General features: G+C 57.0%; 15 protein-coding genes. 10 read left to right on the top strand and 5 right to left on the bottom strand.

The window, feature by feature from the left end:
• The first annotated feature begins 2 nt into the window (after nt 1-2).
• The 3 genes from GY791_05630 (at nt 3) to GY791_05620 (ending at nt 2803) form a co-directional block, all read left to right on the top strand.
• On the top strand, nt 3-926 hold the full coding sequence (locus GY791_05630; protein ID MCP4327903.1) for a polysaccharide deacetylase family protein: 924 nt from the start codon (nt 3-5) through the stop codon (nt 924-926).
• A gap of 33 nt (nt 927-959) precedes the next feature.
• Complete coding sequence (locus GY791_05625; protein ID MCP4327902.1) at nt 960-1877, top strand: polysaccharide deacetylase family protein; 918 nt, start codon at nt 960-962, stop codon at nt 1875-1877.
• Nucleotides 1878-2095: 218 nt separating this feature from the next.
• Complete coding sequence (locus GY791_05620; protein ID MCP4327901.1) at nt 2096-2803, top strand: cysteine hydrolase; 708 nt, start codon at nt 2096-2098, stop codon at nt 2801-2803.
• Here GY791_05620 and GY791_05615 read toward each other — a convergent pair.
• Complete coding sequence (locus GY791_05615) at nt 2791-3582, bottom strand: hypothetical protein (protein MCP4327900.1); 792 nt, start codon at nt 3580-3582, stop codon at nt 2791-2793. The two genes, GY791_05620 and GY791_05615, sit on opposite strands and share 13 nt — an antisense overlap.
• 488 nt (nt 3583-4070) lie before the next feature.
• On the opposite strand from GY791_05615, the gene GY791_05610 reads away from it, so the two are divergent.
• Together GY791_05610 and GY791_05605 are read left to right on the top strand one after the other, a co-directional pair.
• A complete protein-coding gene (locus tag GY791_05610; GenBank protein ID MCP4327899.1) occupies nt 4071-4856 on the top strand; it encodes an ABC transporter permease in 786 nt (261 codons plus the stop codon).
• Nucleotides 4857-4865: 9 nt separating this feature from the next.
• On the top strand, nt 4866-5642 hold the full coding sequence (locus GY791_05605) for an ABC transporter ATP-binding protein (protein MCP4327898.1): 777 nt from the start codon (nt 4866-4868) through the stop codon (nt 5640-5642).
• A gap of 61 nt (nt 5643-5703) precedes the next feature.
• Here GY791_05605 and GY791_05600 read toward each other — a convergent pair whose 3' ends face one another.
• On the bottom strand, nt 5704-6741 hold the full coding sequence (locus GY791_05600; protein MCP4327897.1) for a nucleotidyltransferase family protein: 1038 nt from the start codon (nt 6739-6741) through the stop codon (nt 5704-5706).
• Nucleotides 6742-7180: 439 nt separating this feature from the next.
• Between GY791_05600 and GY791_05595 the strand changes: the two genes are divergently transcribed.
• From GY791_05595 to GY791_05585, 3 genes are read left to right on the top strand one after another with little or no spacing between them, the layout of a single operon-like run.
• Entirely contained in the window at nt 7181-9094 is a 1914-nt protein-coding gene (locus GY791_05595) for a glycosyltransferase family 4 protein (GenBank protein MCP4327896.1), read from the top strand.
• Nucleotides 9075-10001, top strand: a complete 927-nt coding sequence (locus tag GY791_05590; GenBank protein ID MCP4327895.1) for an aminoglycoside phosphotransferase family protein — start codon at nt 9075-9077, stop codon at nt 9999-10001. The genes GY791_05595 and GY791_05590 overlap by 20 nt, the downstream gene beginning before the upstream one ends.
• A complete protein-coding gene (locus tag GY791_05585) occupies nt 9998-11122 on the top strand; it encodes a hypothetical protein (GenBank protein ID MCP4327894.1) in 1125 nt (374 codons plus the stop codon). The genes GY791_05590 and GY791_05585 overlap by 4 nt, the downstream gene beginning before the upstream one ends.
• A 71-nt stretch (nt 11123-11193) precedes the next feature.
• Here GY791_05585 and GY791_05580 read toward each other — a convergent pair whose 3' ends face one another.
• Together GY791_05580 and GY791_05575 are read right to left on the bottom strand one after the other, a co-directional pair.
• Nucleotides 11194-11841, bottom strand: a complete 648-nt coding sequence (locus GY791_05580; GenBank protein ID MCP4327893.1) for a cysteine hydrolase — start codon at nt 11839-11841, stop codon at nt 11194-11196.
• A gap of 40 nt (nt 11842-11881) precedes the next feature.
• A complete protein-coding gene (locus GY791_05575; protein ID MCP4327892.1) occupies nt 11882-12679 on the bottom strand; it encodes an N-formylglutamate amidohydrolase in 798 nt (265 codons plus the stop codon).
• 227 nt (nt 12680-12906) lie between these two features.
• Between GY791_05575 and GY791_05570 the strand changes: the two genes are divergently transcribed.
• Both GY791_05570 and GY791_05565 read left to right on the top strand, forming a co-directional pair.
• Nucleotides 12907-14220, top strand: a complete 1314-nt coding sequence (locus tag GY791_05570) for a glutamine synthetase (GenBank protein MCP4327891.1) — start codon at nt 12907-12909, stop codon at nt 14218-14220.
• A gap of 164 nt (nt 14221-14384) precedes the next feature.
• Complete coding sequence (locus tag GY791_05565) at nt 14385-15608, top strand: ornithine--oxo-acid transaminase (protein MCP4327890.1); 1224 nt, start codon at nt 14385-14387, stop codon at nt 15606-15608.
• 71 nt (nt 15609-15679) lie between these two features.
• On the opposite strand, the gene GY791_05560 is transcribed toward GY791_05565, so the two are convergent.
• The coding region (locus GY791_05560) for a hypothetical protein (protein ID MCP4327889.1) at nt 15680-16056 on the bottom strand (377 nt) is incomplete at its 5' end.

The raw sequence follows: 16056 nt of genomic DNA, 5'->3' as shown, positions 1-16056 counted from the left end.
TGATGTCGACATCGAACCACTCGTACCCCAGGGATATGGTTGGCTACGGTGCCAACTTGCCCGACCCCCAATGGCCGGGTGGCGCGCGGATCGCGGTGAATTTTGCGCCAAATTATGAAGCCGGTGGGGAGCTCAATATTCTCCACGGCGATGACACATCCGAGTACTTGATGACCGATTTCGGTCTACCGGCTGTCCCGGGCGCGCGCAGCATGGTCACCGAATCGGCGTTCGAATATGGAAGCCGACGGGGTGTCTGGCGCCTCCTCGAGATGTTCGCCGCGCGCCAAGTCCGAATGAGCGTGTTTGCCGTAGTCATGGGGCTCGAGCGCAATCCGGAGGTTGCCACGGCGATGACCGAGGCGGGCCATGAAATGGTCAGCCACGGCTGGCGATGGATCGATTACCAGCACGTGCCGGAAGACGTCGAACGCGAGCATATTCGGCGAGCCGTCGAGGATCTTCGGGTGCTGACCGGCAATCGCCCGGTCGGGTGCATGACCGGACGGTGCAGCCCCAATACGCGACGGCTGTTGGTCGAAGAGGGGGGATTCATCTATGATCGTGACGCGTTTAACGACGAATTGCCGTATTGGGTGACGGTGACGGGCAAGCCGCATCTGGTCATCCCATATTCGTTGGAAACGAATGACAATCGGTTCGATGGGAACAGCGGGTTCAGCACGGCCGATGACTTCTTCATCTATATGAAGGACACCTTCGACCTGCTCTACGCGGAAGGCCAGACCGAGCCGAAGATGATGTCGGTGGGGCTTCACGACAGGTTGATCGGTCGACCCGGGCGCGCGGTAGGCCTCGCCCGATTCTTGGACTACGTACTCGACCACGATCTGGTGTGGATTTGCACGGGCGAGGAAATCGCCCGCCATTGGATGGCGGCGCATCCCTATGGTGGAACGCCCTAGGCGGGGAAATTTGGAAAGGCAAAGGAGCAGGAGATGGTGGCAGACGGAGCCAAGTACCCCCGCGATATGGTCGGCTACGGCCGCACGCTCCCGAACCCGAATTGGCCCAATCGTGCCAATATTTGCCTGACGATCGCGGTCAACTACGAGGTCGGCGGCGAATACAATATTCTGCACGGCGACACCCACTCAGAGAACATGCTGACGGACACAGGCTTTCCGGCCTATGACGGGCAGCGAAATATGATCGTCGAATCCGCCTTTGAATATGGCGGCCGGCGCGGCATCTGGCGGATCTTGCGCATTTTGGCAGAGCGCCAGATCAAAGCCAGTTTGTGGGCCGTTGTTATGGGATTGCAGCGCAATCCGGAGGTCGCCGAAGCGGCGGCCGAGGCGGGGCACGAAATTGTCAGCCACGGCTGGCGATGGATCGATTATCAAAGCGTTCCGGAGGAAGAAGAGCGCGCGCATGTCGATCTTGCCGTCGCAGGAATCACGGCACTGACCGGACAGCGGCCGGTGGGCTGGATGACCGGTAGGCCGAGCCCCAATACGCGACGGCTTCTGGTCGAGGAGGGCGGATTTCTGTACGACAGAGATTCCCTCGGCGACGAGCTCCCCTATTGGGTCACGGTGACCGGCAAGCCGCATTTGGTGATCCCCATCTCTTATGAGACCAACGACAACCGGTCTAATGAACACATGGGGTTCGTCACCGCCGATCACTTCTTCACTTACTTGAAAGACGCCTTCGACACATTGTATAGGGAAGGCGAGCAAGGCGAGCCCAAGATGATGATGCTCGCGGTGCATGATCGAATAGTCGGCAGGCCCGCGCGGGCGGCCGGACTCGAGCGGTTTCTCGACTATGTGCTCGGGCACGACAAGGTCTGGTTCGCCCGGGGCGTCGATATTGCCGAGCATTGGCGAAAACATCACCCCTATGAGTGAGGCGGCGCCCCTACAAGTTTTCGTGTTCGTTATTTCATGGCCGGTTTGCGAGGCGACAGAAATTGGTGCCGCCTTCAATTGGAGGCGACAGATGATCGATCGGTTCACGCGCCCTATTGCGCCAACCGGACAGGCGCTCGATATCACGAGGCCCCCGATCATGTCGCCGGATCGTGATTGCGATTGGCGTTCTCATTCCTGCCAGATGGCATAATGGCATGGAGCCGACCAACCCTATTGCGACTGTTGCTTGCTGGGATCGCCGCTCTTTTCCGGTCGACAGGGTGACAACCGCGTTGATGGTGATCGATATGCAGCGGGATTTCCTCGATCCCGGCGGTATGAGCGCAAACTCGGGCGAGAATATTGATGCACTTCGATCGATTGTCCCCATTCTGCGTCAGATACTCGAGGCGGCGCGACGCGTAGGATTGTTGGTTATCCACACGCGAGAGGGCTACGCGCCGGACCTCTCGGATGTCCATCGCGTGAAGGCGGAGCGGGACACGATTGGAAAGCTAGGCCCACTTGGGCGCTTCCTAATTCGCGGCGAACCCGGACACGGTTTCATCGACGAAATGTCACCGATCAAAGGTGAATGGGTGATCGACAAGCCTGGCTTCGGAGCGTTCTATCGTACAAACCTCGAGAAGGATTTGCACGACGCCGGAATCAGCCACCTCATCGTGACCGGCGTAACCACGCAATGCTGCGTTCTTTCGTCGATACGTGAGGCTGTCGATCGCGGATTCTATTGCCTCACAATCGCTGACGGCTGCGCCGCCTTCGATCGAAATCTCCATGACGCGGCCTTGGCGACCATTCGCGGAGAGAATTTCTTGTTTGGCTGGATTGCGGAGGGTCGAGCGATACTCGACGCGCTTGGCCCCACTGCGGCCGGGGAAAGCGCAGCTCAATCTGGCTGAGCGGGATTGGCGCGGTCGTAATACTGGTCCCGACTGACTTCAACATAGGTCGGCCGGTAGTAAACACAGTCGTCGCTGCCGGGACCGCTACGTCGGATATTGAAAGAGATCGCGACGCGCCGGCCGTCTCCCCGGAACGGGTAGACGTTGTGCAGCATATAAGAAGGCCATATGTACATGTCGCCCGGCGATGGAAGGATGACGAACGGATTGGTTTCGATCAACGTCAAGATGCCGTCAGGATATGTCGAGACTTCCATGCTCGGCGGGATTTGGAGGTAGACAATTCCCGACAATAGATTCGGTATATGGGCGTGCAGGATCTGATAATCGTTCTGGCGTTGGTCGATGGCCCAACACCGCTCCATTCTTATGTTCGTTACGTCCTCGTCTTGCGCCGCCCTTTGCCGTAGAATGTGTCCGATCGCCGAGCATTTCAGGTAGTCGCGGCAAGTCTGCAGTATGAATTCGTAGAGGCCGAGAACTCGGGTTTCGCAAGGGCGCTCCGGGAAAAACGCCATTTTCCCTGACTTGATGCTGTTCCGTTTAATGAGTTTGCCCAGTCCTGTCCGGTCTTCGATAACGCCCGATTGGTCCGGCCTGGCGTTGGCCAATGTCTCTTCGGCGAGGTCCAGGACTTGTTCGAATTCGTTTATGTGGATGCGAGCGACGTTCGGACTGAGCATTTCCAATGGCGCACCGCTTAGCCACCCGTCTTTCGCCGTGGTGGGGGTGAATTCCCCGGGTGATCTTGCCGGCACATGGATCTGTTCACTCACGGAAAATTGACCGATTTTCAAAGAAATTTACTTGGTGGCTGGTTATCATAGTCTACGCGATTCGGCAATTAGTAATGCATAGTATTCCTGAGATTTAGAGTCTGATATAAAGTGTAAGGATATAAATCTTTAAGTGAAAATAAGTAATATACATTCTACATTCTTATGCAGAGGCCCCTATTACATGCCCGCCCGGTGGAATCGATTCATGCCGCCAGATTTGGACACGCGTGCGGCTCGTCTGGCCGGCGGAGGCACGGGGCCTCAATCATTTCCGACCGAAACGGCGGAAATGCCTATCCCCTGATTCATCGGGAGACGACCGCTCCCATCGGTTACCGATCGCGCGTGGTTGCAGACTCGTCGTCGATGAGCGCGGCGGCGCCCTTTGTCATCGGCATTGCATGATCCGATTTGCGTGATAGACATAGCAACCAACCGGGTTCGGCGTGTGACCGTTGGACCGATTCGATCTGAAAGGAGACGAGGTGGCAGCGGTCTCTGCGATCAATGACATTGTCGCGGGCGCACTAAGATGGCGGTTGTGGAGTCGTCTTGGGTGGTATGATCTGCGCAGTCGGTATCGTAGATCCCACATGGGACTGATATGGATCGCGCTCACGACGGGGATATTCGTCGGCTCGTTGGGCACGCTCTATTCGATTCTTTTTGGCCGCGACCCGGCCGCATATATCCCCCACCTTGCGCTCGGCTTCATTACTTGGACCTTGCTGTCGAGTGTGGTTACCAGTGGATGCCGCGCGTTCATTCAATCTCAGCGGTTCATTCTTGAAATCTATATCCCGCTTTCGACGTTCATTCTCAAGACCGTCTGGCAGCATGTCATCATTTTCGGTTATCAGCTTTCGGTCTTCGTCGCCGTTGCGATCATTTTCGATCTCAGAGTCGGATTGACGGCGCTGCTTTTCATTCCGGGCTTTGCTCTTATCTTGCTCAACGCCGTTTGGGTTGCGCTGCTTATGGGCATCTTCGCGACCCGGTTCCGCGACCTCGCCGAGATTGCGACGAGCGTGCTGCGCATCGTTTTTTTCATGACACCAATCATATGGATGCCAGACATGATTGGTATTCGGGCCGAGTTTCTTGAACTGAATCCCTTTTATCATTTCATCGAATTGGTGCGTAGCCCGCTCCTGAATGTTGTTCCCAAGGCGACACACTGGCTTGTCGCCGTCGCCGCACTTGCTATCGGATGGCCGATTACGATCGCGGTCTTTAAGCGGCTTCGTAACCGAATCCCGTTCTGGCTATAGAGGGCCGAGTTGGCATCTATCGACCTGAAAAATGTGTGGATCGAATTCGATCATGTGCGTCCCGAGCGGCGATCCCTGCGCCACCAAATATTGGGCGGGCTTCCGATCGGGGGAAGGATTCATCAGGAGAAACGCCAGGGAACACGGGTTACCGCGCTGCGCGAAATTGACCTTCAGATTCGAGACGGCGAACGACTCGCGTTGATCGGTCGCAACGGCGCGGGCAAATCGACATTACTTCGTGTCTTGTCCGGGGTCTATGCGCCGGTCAAGGGCTCGGTGCAAATAGACGGTCGTATTTCCGCTGTGTTCAATGCCGGTCTCGGTTTCGATATGGACGCCAGCGGGATCGAGAATATCGCTCTTCGAGGCATCCTCCTTGGCATGCATCCAAGAGAGATCGATGAAAAAATCGAAGACATCGCCCAATTCAGCGAACTCGGCGAATACCTGTCTATGCCATTGCGAACCTATTCGAGCGGAATGGTCTTGCGCCTCGCGTTCGCGATTTCGACCTCGATCGAACCGGACGTCCTTCTGCTCGACGAATGGATTGGCGCCGGCGATGACAGTTTCATCGAGAAGGCCGAGCGGCGCATGATGAATCTGATCGATCGCACAAATATTCTCGTGCTCGCCAGCCATCGAATGGCTTTGGTGAAGGCGGTCTGTACGAAGGCACTTCTGTTGGAACGGGGGGAAATCAAAGCCATTGGCGATGTCGACGAGGTTGCCGACCAATATGCTGGCCAGTTCACGGGAAAGCCCAAGCTGCAAGATCGATAATCTCGACGGGCTGGATCGGAAGGTTGATGGCTCTCCCGTCCTACTCTCCCTAAGACTAGTTCTACTGGCGTTTGGCGGCTTGCTGTTGCATCGCGCTCAGGAAACGTGGCGGCCTCCGTGAGCAAAGAAAGGCCATACCCAGCCAAGACCAATAGATTATCGAGTTGCCGGGATAGACTTTGCGGAACCAGACACGGTTCCGCCCGTCATCGACCTCCCGATCGAAAAGCGCGGCGACCGACACCGGATCTTTGATCGGAAAGCCCTTTTCCATTGGTCGCAGGTAGGCCGACAGAGTCGGAAATTCGTCCCATGAGCCCGTGAGACCAAGAACGAGGGCGAATACATTGGTTACGAGAGGTTCAATGTTTTCGAGTTCGCGATCGGCAAAGAAACGGGACCACTCGATTTGACCTTCGGCCCTGCGAATCAGTAGGTAGAGGTCGAGCGCCGTTTTGACGGTACAGGCATTGCGTTCAAGGTCGTGCGCGATTTCCAAGGCCGTCGCCGCCAGTTCGTATTCAGGAGACAACAGGCCGACCTCGACACCGGCGACTTTGCGTTCTTGCCGCGTGGACCATATTTCTGCGTCATTGATCCGATAGGCCGGCCGCCTGCGCAATTGCCTATGCAGATCCACCTTGTAGCCATCACGAGAGAGTGTGATTGCATGCTCGAAATTTCGCAGCAAAGCATCCCAAGGGCGCGGCGCCTCGTCCGGCTTGAAACCGATTTCCGATAGCAGGGATTCGGCGCGGTTGTGGTCGTCCAGCCGGACTAGAATATCGATATCGTCGAAATGGCGCCCATCACGATCACCGTACAAATGCTCCGCGTAGGCCGGCCCCTTGAGGAGAATGTAATCGATTCGATGGGACCGCAGCATCGTATCGATTTCCAAAAGAATCCCGCACAGCACGTCATGCCTTGCCGCTTGCGATCGGCTGTAACGTTGCAGCGGGCCGATCACACTTTCGGGAAGCCGCGAAATGAGGTCCGTTTTCTCCAAGGCCCGGATTAGCGGCAGGCGTTGTTGATTGCGCAGCGCAAACTCGGCGAACTCGGCCAACTCGTCAGATTCGCCGGCGAAGCGTCGCAATTCGCCAGCCTCAAATCCGCCAACACAAAGCTTCTTGCAGAGTAGGACTTTGCTTTTGAAATCCATCGCAGGAATGATTTGGGATCCGCTGAAATTAGAACGATCTGACAACGCGCCGGCGCAGACTAACCTGCATAAGGCCGAATCGCGGTGTCGGAGAAATGACCGATTTACCCGCTAATCGGCAATTGGTGTCGCGTCCATGCTCAATACCGCACGGACGGCATTCTGTCGAAGCAATTTGATTTGGCGAAATCGTTGGATACAGTCGTTCACCCAGCGACGCCGGTGTAGTATGACCGGCGCACGCCAATGGCGGGGCCGGCGAGGTTATCGATATGACATTTGTTTGGGAAATCCTGTCGCGACCACGACGAATGACGTCGAGTGCCACTGTGTCGAAACGCGGAAGCGTTCACCGAAAGCCGATCACGGGACTTTGGCGGAACTCACAGGCGATATCGACGAGCTTTGTCGAACAGGCCAATTGGTAAGCCCGGTGCCTGTCCTCAGGATCATCTTTGACGTCGAAGAATCGGCTTGCCGCGGTTACGCGGCCGGGCTGTCGAAAAACGCGCCCGGCGATTTTGCCGTAGAATTGGCTCCGGCCATGATCGGAAAGGATAGGCTCCCGATCGCCGCCATCGTGGGAGACAATTGCCCCGATCTATTTTTCGTTCTGGACGCGGCGTCGGTCTGCGGCGTTCGGCACGAACTCGACGCTCGCGGTTGGGATGTTCCGCTTGTCGGGGCGGTCAATTCCGGATGGGCCGAAAGATCCCCTGATATTTTGCGCGTATATCGCTCATCCGATGCACTATTGATTTCGGACCGGGAATATTGGCGGAAGTTGGGCCCGATCCCCAACACGTTTACGATTCCCTACGGTGTGGATCACGAGCTTTTCCACGTCAGCGTTCCGCGAATGGAAAGGAACCAGAAAGTGATTTGGGTCGGCTCGCAAGACGGCCCGATTGCGGATGGGTATGACGGCTTCATAGCTCCGTTGCGGGAGCGGATGAATGCGCAGGGGATCGATTTCGAAGCGCGCTTTGTCGAATCATACGGTCACGGCGGCTTCATCTCTGAGCAAATGGCAGAGTGGTACAACAGTGCAACCGTCATCGTCTGCGCAAGCGAATCCGAGGGCGCACCCAATCCACCTTTGGAGGCGGCAGCCTGCGGTTGCACGATCGTGAGCACCGCCGTTAGCAATATGACGGAACTCATCGAAGATGATCTCAATGGCTATTTGGTGGACGGCACGCTCGACGCCATCGAACACGGCGTTGTCAAGGCGATCGAGAATTATGACCGTCTGTCGGAAAGACTGCTGGGGGATATGAAGCCCTGGCTTTGGGAGCGGCGCGCCCCTGAGTTCTTTGATATTTTTCGGAATGTGATCATCGACAAAGGCCGCTCCGTCGCTGAGCCCATAAATTCACGTCCGGTCGATCTTTCGAACGAGGTTACCGTTTTTGTGACGACTGTCGGCGCGCCCACCTATAGGGAGTGTATCGAGCGAGTCGCCGTCCAGGACAGCGTGTTCCGGCTCGTGATCATTGAAAATGTCGCGCCGCTGACCGATGCCCTCCAGCACATGTTGGACTCCTGCGAAACGCCGTACTTCGTTCAGCTCGACGAAGACATGCTGCTCTATCCGGATTCCATTCAAGAGTTGTACAAGAAAATTTCGGCGACCGACGAAAAGGTCGCGATTTATGTCGGCAATCTTTTTGACGTCCATCTCGGTCGAACCATCCAAGGCATTAAGATATGCCGCCGGGATATCGTTCGAAACTATCCATGGACCCGCGAAACAACGGTATTTTCTCGAAATCGAGCGATTCAGGATGACGGATATCGGATTGAATCGGGGCGGTATGACGCCGCAACTCCCGATGCCGAGGGAACATTCGGTCTACATGGTACCGAATGGACACCGCAGCTCGCCTACGAGCGCTATTTCACATTGCGAAAATGGCGCAACGTGTGGCAGCACCTGGACTGGATCGACGACCATGAGACGCAATTCCTGACGCGGTGCCTTGAAGATCAAAATGAAGACAACTTTTTCAGTTTGATGGGGCTGATTGCGGGCGCACTGGTAGGGGCGAAAAGCTCTGTTCGTCAGAAGGATTTTCGAAACTATGACAATCTGCCGGGCTATGCCCGGATTCGGCAACTCTACATCGATCTTCGCGCTGCTACAGCCGTCAGCGGCAGTGACAGTGCAAAGGCGAGAGACGAATCACCGGATATCGGGGCTCGCGCCCGTATGAGCGATGGGTTGTCCGGTCGCCCCATTGCCGCCACGAGCGATGAAGTTGACGATGCGCCACATCGAGCCTGACCTATTGGGCCCCGATCTTATCGCTCTGATAGATGAGGTCGCGACTCCGTTGATCGAGGCGGAGGTGATCACCGGGCTGCCGGCGGCCGGTTCGTCGCGCGCTTCGTTTCGTTTGGCATTCAAGGACGGCGTGACAGTGAAGGGGCGCCGGTTCGACAATGCCGACATCGCCGAGCGGGTACGAGCCTTGAGTGGACTTCTGGCGGCGGATGATTTTTCGCGGGTCCTGGCTTGGCGCGGCTGTGCCACGATCGAGGAATGGGTTGACGGGAAGGTCGACGACACGATTTGTCGTCAACCGCGTTTGCTTCGTTTCTTGGGGGCGAGACTCGGCAAAGTCCATGCGACAATCCTGCCGCCGCAGGTTGAACAGAGATATGGGCAAGGTCGGCAAACTGCGCGCGCCTTGAGAGACCCTCTAGAGCGGTTGAGTGCCGAATTGTTCGAAATGGGGAATTTGACCCAGGTCCAGCATGAATTCGTACGAAAAATTGCCCGAACAAAGTGCCCGACCTCGATTTCATGTGGTTTGCTTCACGGAGACTACGCGCCGGAGAATATCGTCATAAACGAAAACGGCTATCCTGTTGTGGTAGACAATGGTTCCATCCGGGTGGGTATGCTCGCCCTAGACTTGGCTCGTGTTTGGTATCGATGGCCGCTTGACGGTCAATCCGAAGCACATTTTCTTGACGGCTATGCAAGTGCCTCCGATTGCGCCGACTATGGGAACAATCGAGAGTTCTGGAGAGTGTTCGCTTTGGCTGAAGCAGCCCATTTCCGTGCCTATTGGCAAACTGAAAATAGCGAATTGCCGCTCACCAAATTGCACGCCATCCTAACGACGATGGAAGCCCGCGAAAATGGCGGGCAGCAGAGAATTCGAGCACAGCGGAGGGCTAATTGAGCCGCCGCATTGAATCGCACCGTCTGACGTTTGAGTATTTAGGGTTAAGGATTACCGTCTCCGCCGACGACGCCTCCGACCTTCTGTGGCTAGGCGAATTTCTTTCGCCTTGGTTCCAATCCGGCGGCAGGGCCGCGGCTCTGAAAGTCAGCGCGCGAATCGATATCGGTCGTTTCCAGCAGCTTCTTGATCAACGGAATTGGATGGGTGCTCCAGGTGCTCGGTGCTTCACGCTCGATAGCGCGAACGCCGCCGACTATCCGGTGCTGAAACGAGGCGCCGGTGAACTCATCGTCAGGGACGACCAATTGCGCGCGTTCTACGTTTTGGCCGGCAAGTCAGAAATTCAGATCATCGGTTCAGGTTCGCGCGGATGTGCGCGGGTGGCCGCGATGCGTGTCATCCGCGAGCTGGCCACGCTTCGTGGATGGCAAACGGGGGCCGTCCTGCATCATGCCGCAGCCGTCGAAATTTCCGGTCGTGTGGTTCTGTTTGTCGGACACAAGGGCGCGGGCAAAACGACGCTCTTGCTGAGCGCGCTTCGTCTGCCGCAATCCAGATTACTATCGAATGATAGGGTCTTCTTGTCGAGCAGGGCCGCCAACTTGCGCGCCACCGGCATGCCAACCGTCGTTTCCGTCAAGCCACGGACCGTGGAGATGAACGCGCATCTCGATAGGGCGGTCACAGAGCGGCGATTTGACCACACATTCACCATAGCGGAATGCCAAGAACGCCCGGGAGCCAATGGTGTCAGCGACGGCCGACACATCGACGTCAGCCCGGCGCAGTTCTGTGCCGCGCTTGGCCGCGAGGCGATTGCGGAAGGGGATGTAGCGGCGATTGTTTGGCCCCAGATCAGCGCCGCCCGCGACGACCGCCGGATAAATCGATTGTCCGCCGAGGATATTGATCGTCGAATTGTCGATGGCCTGTTTCCGGTTCAGGCTGAACAAGGGGTATTCGCGGATGTGATCGCGCCGCATGGTGTCGATCCTTGGCGAGGGGTGCCAGAGGTGACGAGGTGCCTTGCTCGTGTACCCAATTATGGCTGGCGAATCGATCAGGACGTGCCGCCGGACCCTTGGACCATGGATACCGTGAAATCAATTATGGACTGAAAAACCGTCGATGAAGAATGGCCGGCCTGCACCCGAGTTGACGGCCTTGGCGAATCGCGATCGCCGATCGACTATGCGATCTCAGCCAGGATTTCATCGGTGGTGCGCTGGCGACAATACCCCTTTATGGCCGTCAGCGAGCGGTCGTGCCGTTCCTGGGAGTAGGTCGCACAGGCATCGATAGGTAGGGTGACAAGGTAGCCCAAGTCGCAGGCATCACGTACGGCCGATTCGACGCATTGGTCCGTCACGACGCCGCATATGACCAGCTGCCGCATGCCGAGATTGCGGAGTATGTAGTCGATGTGAGTGGACACAAATACGCTGGACGAGGTTTTGGGCAACCAGATTTCGTCGTCAATCGGGGCGAGCTCATCGATGACTTTTCCATCCCAGGAGCCCTTGGGCACATTGTATCCTGTGATCTTGTAGTCGAGGCTTCGATCGCGGCCGTCTCTGGTTAAGCTTTCAATAGTCGTGAAAATAACTTCGATTCGGGCGTCCCGAAATCCATTCTGAAGGCGCTGCATGTTAGGGATGGCCAATTCCTTGAGGCGCAAGAAATAGTAACCAAACCGTTCTTCGATTTGGTCCTCGGACAGATCGGCGAATTCACCGCCATTTCGATGGGCGCAGAAATTTTGTACGTCGATGATCAACAGGGCGGACTGACTGGGTTCGAGTGCAACCTCGCGGCTAGATGGTTGAGACCCGTTCATCAATTCCTCCCCACCAGGCATTCCAATGTTCGCGCTTCGATTAGCCGATTTCGCTCGTCAATGAAAGTGCCGAACACAAGCGCTCTGCCCATGCTTGCTGGCCGCTCGTTGACCCCAAATGATCGTTGCGGACTTCAATAAGCAAGTGAGCGATACCTCTCCGTTCGCCGTGTATTGGTATCGTGTAATCGGAAATATCGGACACCGCATAGGGCTCATTGAAGGCGACGTGGACCGATTGGTCGAGCAGGTCGAGACTTCGCTTTGTTGCCTGAGCGAGTCGGTTGTCTCGGTTGTAGAGCAGGCCGAGGTCCCAGGGGCGGTCGAAACCATCGAACCGCGGCGTAAAGCTGTGGACGGACACCAGTAGGGGCAAATTCGGTTCCGCCGAGCGACGGTCCAAGATCCCAGAAATACAGTCGTGGTAAGGGTGGTGTATCTCCCTGTGGCGGTTCTGCCTGTCGAATTCGCTAAGGTCCGAATTTCTCGGAACGATCGTGCCGTCACTTGCCGCGGGAATGAATTCCGGCGAGTCGGGAGGGCGATTGCAATCAATGACAAGACGCGAGAAGTTTTGCAGCACCAAGACGGCGTCGAGCATTTCCGACATCAAGAGCGCCAAGCCGGCGGCGCCAATATCCCAGGCGATGTGACGCTCCATATTCTCTCTGCTCAAACCCAAGTCGCCCAGCGATCGCGGAATCGCCTGTCCCGCATGTTCACAAGTGAGTACGATTCGTGACGTGCCGTGCTGATTGAGAACATCGACCGGCACCATATCGTCGTCGCTCAATAACGGACGAAGGCTCGCCTGCGTATCACCACCAAACTGATCCATGGTTTCACACCAATCCTCGAGCGCGCCGCGATGATGGATTTAGCATCGGCAAGCGACTTTTTGCGGCCACGCCTGATATTGGCAAATTATGCGGCAAGTTCCAGCATTAGAATATTGATACAAAACATTCCAGCGTGCGATCTTGCCGGATGTCCAAACCAGGCGGCGCCGTTCTGGCCCAAGAATGACGATATTCCGCAGTGACCTAGAAACGGGAGGCGAGTTACGTGATCAGAGAGGAAATCGCGTTTATTTGTTGCAGCGATATTGCGGGGCAGGTGCGCGGCAAGGGGTTCCCGAGCACCGACATACTGGATCGAAGGATCCGCGGCGTGGGTTGGTGTCCAACCAACATGCAGATTACCGCCTTCGATGCCATAGCGGAGACCCCATTTGGTGCGCTGGGTGACCTATTGCTGGTTCCGGACAACAAGACCGAGGTCGTCGTCGATTTCGGCGACGGGTCACCAAGAGAAAATTTCATCCTTGGCGACATCACATACACCGACGGGCAGCCATGGGAGTGTTGCCTGAGAACCATGTTGGCGAATGCGCTGGAGTCGATGAATTCGGAGACCGGGCTGACATTATTGAGCGCGTTTGAGCACGAGTTTCAATTCGTCGATGACGAGGTCGAAACCGAAACTGCCTATTCGTTGGGCGGCTTCCGTGCAGGTCAGGCGTTCGGTGAAACATTGCTCAGTGCACTCCGTGCTGCGGGCGCCGAGCCGGATTCATTTTTGCGCGAATATGGCAAAGATCAATATGAGGTGACCGTCGCCCCGCAACCCGGCGTGAAGGCCGCCGATCAGGCGCTCATCGTCCGTGAGCTGGCCCGGGCGACGGCGCTCCGCAGCGGGCGGCGAGTAAGCTTTACGCCGGTACGCACGCCGTCCGGGGTGGGGAACGGGGTCCACATTCACATGAGTTTCAGCGACGCTGATGGCCGGCCGGCGACCCATGATCCCAATGGGCCTGGCGGTCTGGCGGCAACGCCCGGCGCATTCGTTGCAGGGGTGCTCAAGTATTTGCCGTCGATCGTTGCGTTCACTGCCCCAAGCGTTGTTTCCTACACGCGGCTGACCCCGCATCGATGGAGTGCACCGTTCAACAACCTAGGCTATCGTGACCGTGAAGCATCGATGCGAATCTGCCCGGTGGCGGAAATTCCCGGCTACGATGTAGCCTCGCAGTTCAACGTGGAGTTTCGCGCTGGTGACGCGGCGGCGAGTCCATATCTGCAGCTCGCAGCCATCGTGAAAGCGGGCCTGCAAGGGATTCGCGACGGTCTGGCGCCGCCACCGCCAACCGAGGAAGACCTTTCGCTCTTGAATGCCGAGACGTTGGCCGCGCGCGGATTCGAACGGCTGCCCCGATCGCTCGATGAGGCGCTGGCACGCTTGGAACAGGACGAAACAGTTCGATCTTGGTTCGATGAACTGTTCATCGACGTGTACCTCAAGCACAAGCGGGGGGAGATGAACTATTTAAAAGATTTGTCCGAAGAGGAAGTTTTCGCGGCTTATGAACGAGCGTACTAATCGAAGGGGTTGGCACTGGATCTAGCCGGTCGAGGAAGCTGCGGTGACATTCGGCCGGCTATGACCGGCAGGCGCCGGTTCGATTGAGGCGGGGCTTTCATAAGGTTGGAATGACCAAGGGCAATGTTGGACAGTCGCTTCGCTGGCCTTGATTGGAGACTGAGATGACGTCAGCCAAAGAAAAGAATTTCCTTGCCATCGAGGCCGAGCTCGGGGCCCACAACTACAAACCTCTTGACGTCATGCTGGCGCGCGGCGAGGGCGTCTGGGTATGGGACGTAGACGGTAATCGCTATCTCGATTGCCTATCCGCCTATTCCGCGGTCAACCAGGGCCACTGTCACCCCCGAATTCGGGAGGCTCTGATTGAGCAGGCAAGCAAATTATCGCTGACATCCCGAGCCTTTCGGAACGATCAACTGGCCCCCTTTTATGAGGAGATTTGCACTCTGACCAACTCCCACAAGGTGCTTCCGATGAATAGTGGCGCGGAAGCGGTGGAGACCGCAATCAAAGCCGTTCGAAAGTGGGGATACGAGGTCAAGGGGGTGCCGCATGATCGAGCCGAGATCGTGGTCTGTGCGAATGGTTTCCACGGACGCACGATCGCAATCGTCGGTTTCAGCACCGATCCCGTCGCCCGCGAAGGGTTTGGACCCTTTGCCCCCGGTTTCAAAATCGTGCCGTTCGGCGACGCCGCGGCGATCGATGCGGCAATCGGGGCGCATACGGTCGGCGTCTTGATCGAACCGATCCAGGGTGAGGCGGGTGTTATCATTCCGCCGGACGGCTATCTGTCGGAAGTCCGCGACCTCTGTTCGCGCCACAACGTCATGCTAGTTCTTGACGAAATCCAGACCGGGCTTGGGCGCACCGGTAAACTTCTGGCCGAAGAGCATGAGCGCGTCGAGGCCGATCTCACGCTGGTCGGAAAGGCGCTCTCCGGCGGTTATTATCCGGTCTCGGCGGTGCTGTCGAACGGCGAAGTTTTGGGAATTTTGAGACCCGGGGAGCACGGCAGCACATTCGGCGGAAATCCGCTTGCATGCGCAGTTGCCCGCGCTTCGCTTCGGGTGCTGGTCGAAGAGGGCATGATCGAGAATGCCGCCGAACAGGGGGAATATTTTCTCGGCGAGTTGGAGAATCTGCGGACCAACCTAATAAAGGACGTTCGCGGTCGCGGCCTCATGCTTGCGGTCGAATTTCACCCTGAGGCGGGTGGCGCCCGGGCCTATTGTGAAGCGCTGATGGCTGCCGGTCTGCTGTGCAAGGAAACACATGAAAACACGATACGTTTCGCGCCCCCATTGGTCATTACCCGGGACCAGGTCGACTGGGCGTTGGAGCGGATCGAGACAGCGCTTACCTCGATTCCGAACGAAGCCTGATTGGTGACCGACGCGGACGCGCGTACTGATTAGGGTGCCATGCTCGACCGAGCCGCAGCACAAAGAGAGCGTCATGCGGTCATCGCCCGGGCATACCAGAAAGCAAATTCGGCGACACTCGGCTCAAGCGAAGAAAATCGTCCCGGCCGAGCGTATGGCGAGTTCAGCCCTCGGTGTTGCCGTGCGAGCGCGGGAATGTCTTCCTCGATGGCGGTGTCAAGGCGCGCATAGTAATGGTGCGCGCGCTGTTCGAAATCCGGGCGGTCCATCGCTGCACGCGGAAAACACGCGGTCATTCCGACGCGTGTCGAGCTATAACCGAATCTTGGTGATGGCGTGATGTAGAGGCGGCGTATCCTGGCGATGTTGAGGTCGCCGATTTCCAAGAAGGAAGGATACGCCATGTACGAAGATAGAGTTGTTTCGTTTTCCCATCCAGGTGAGATTT

Source organism: Alphaproteobacteria bacterium (assembly GCA_024244705.1).
Classification (GTDB): domain Bacteria; phylum Pseudomonadota; class Alphaproteobacteria; order JAAEOK01; family JAAEOK01; genus JAAEOK01.
The sequence above is the reverse complement of the archived record's forward strand: the minus strand, read 5'-3'. Positions and strand labels throughout refer to the sequence as shown.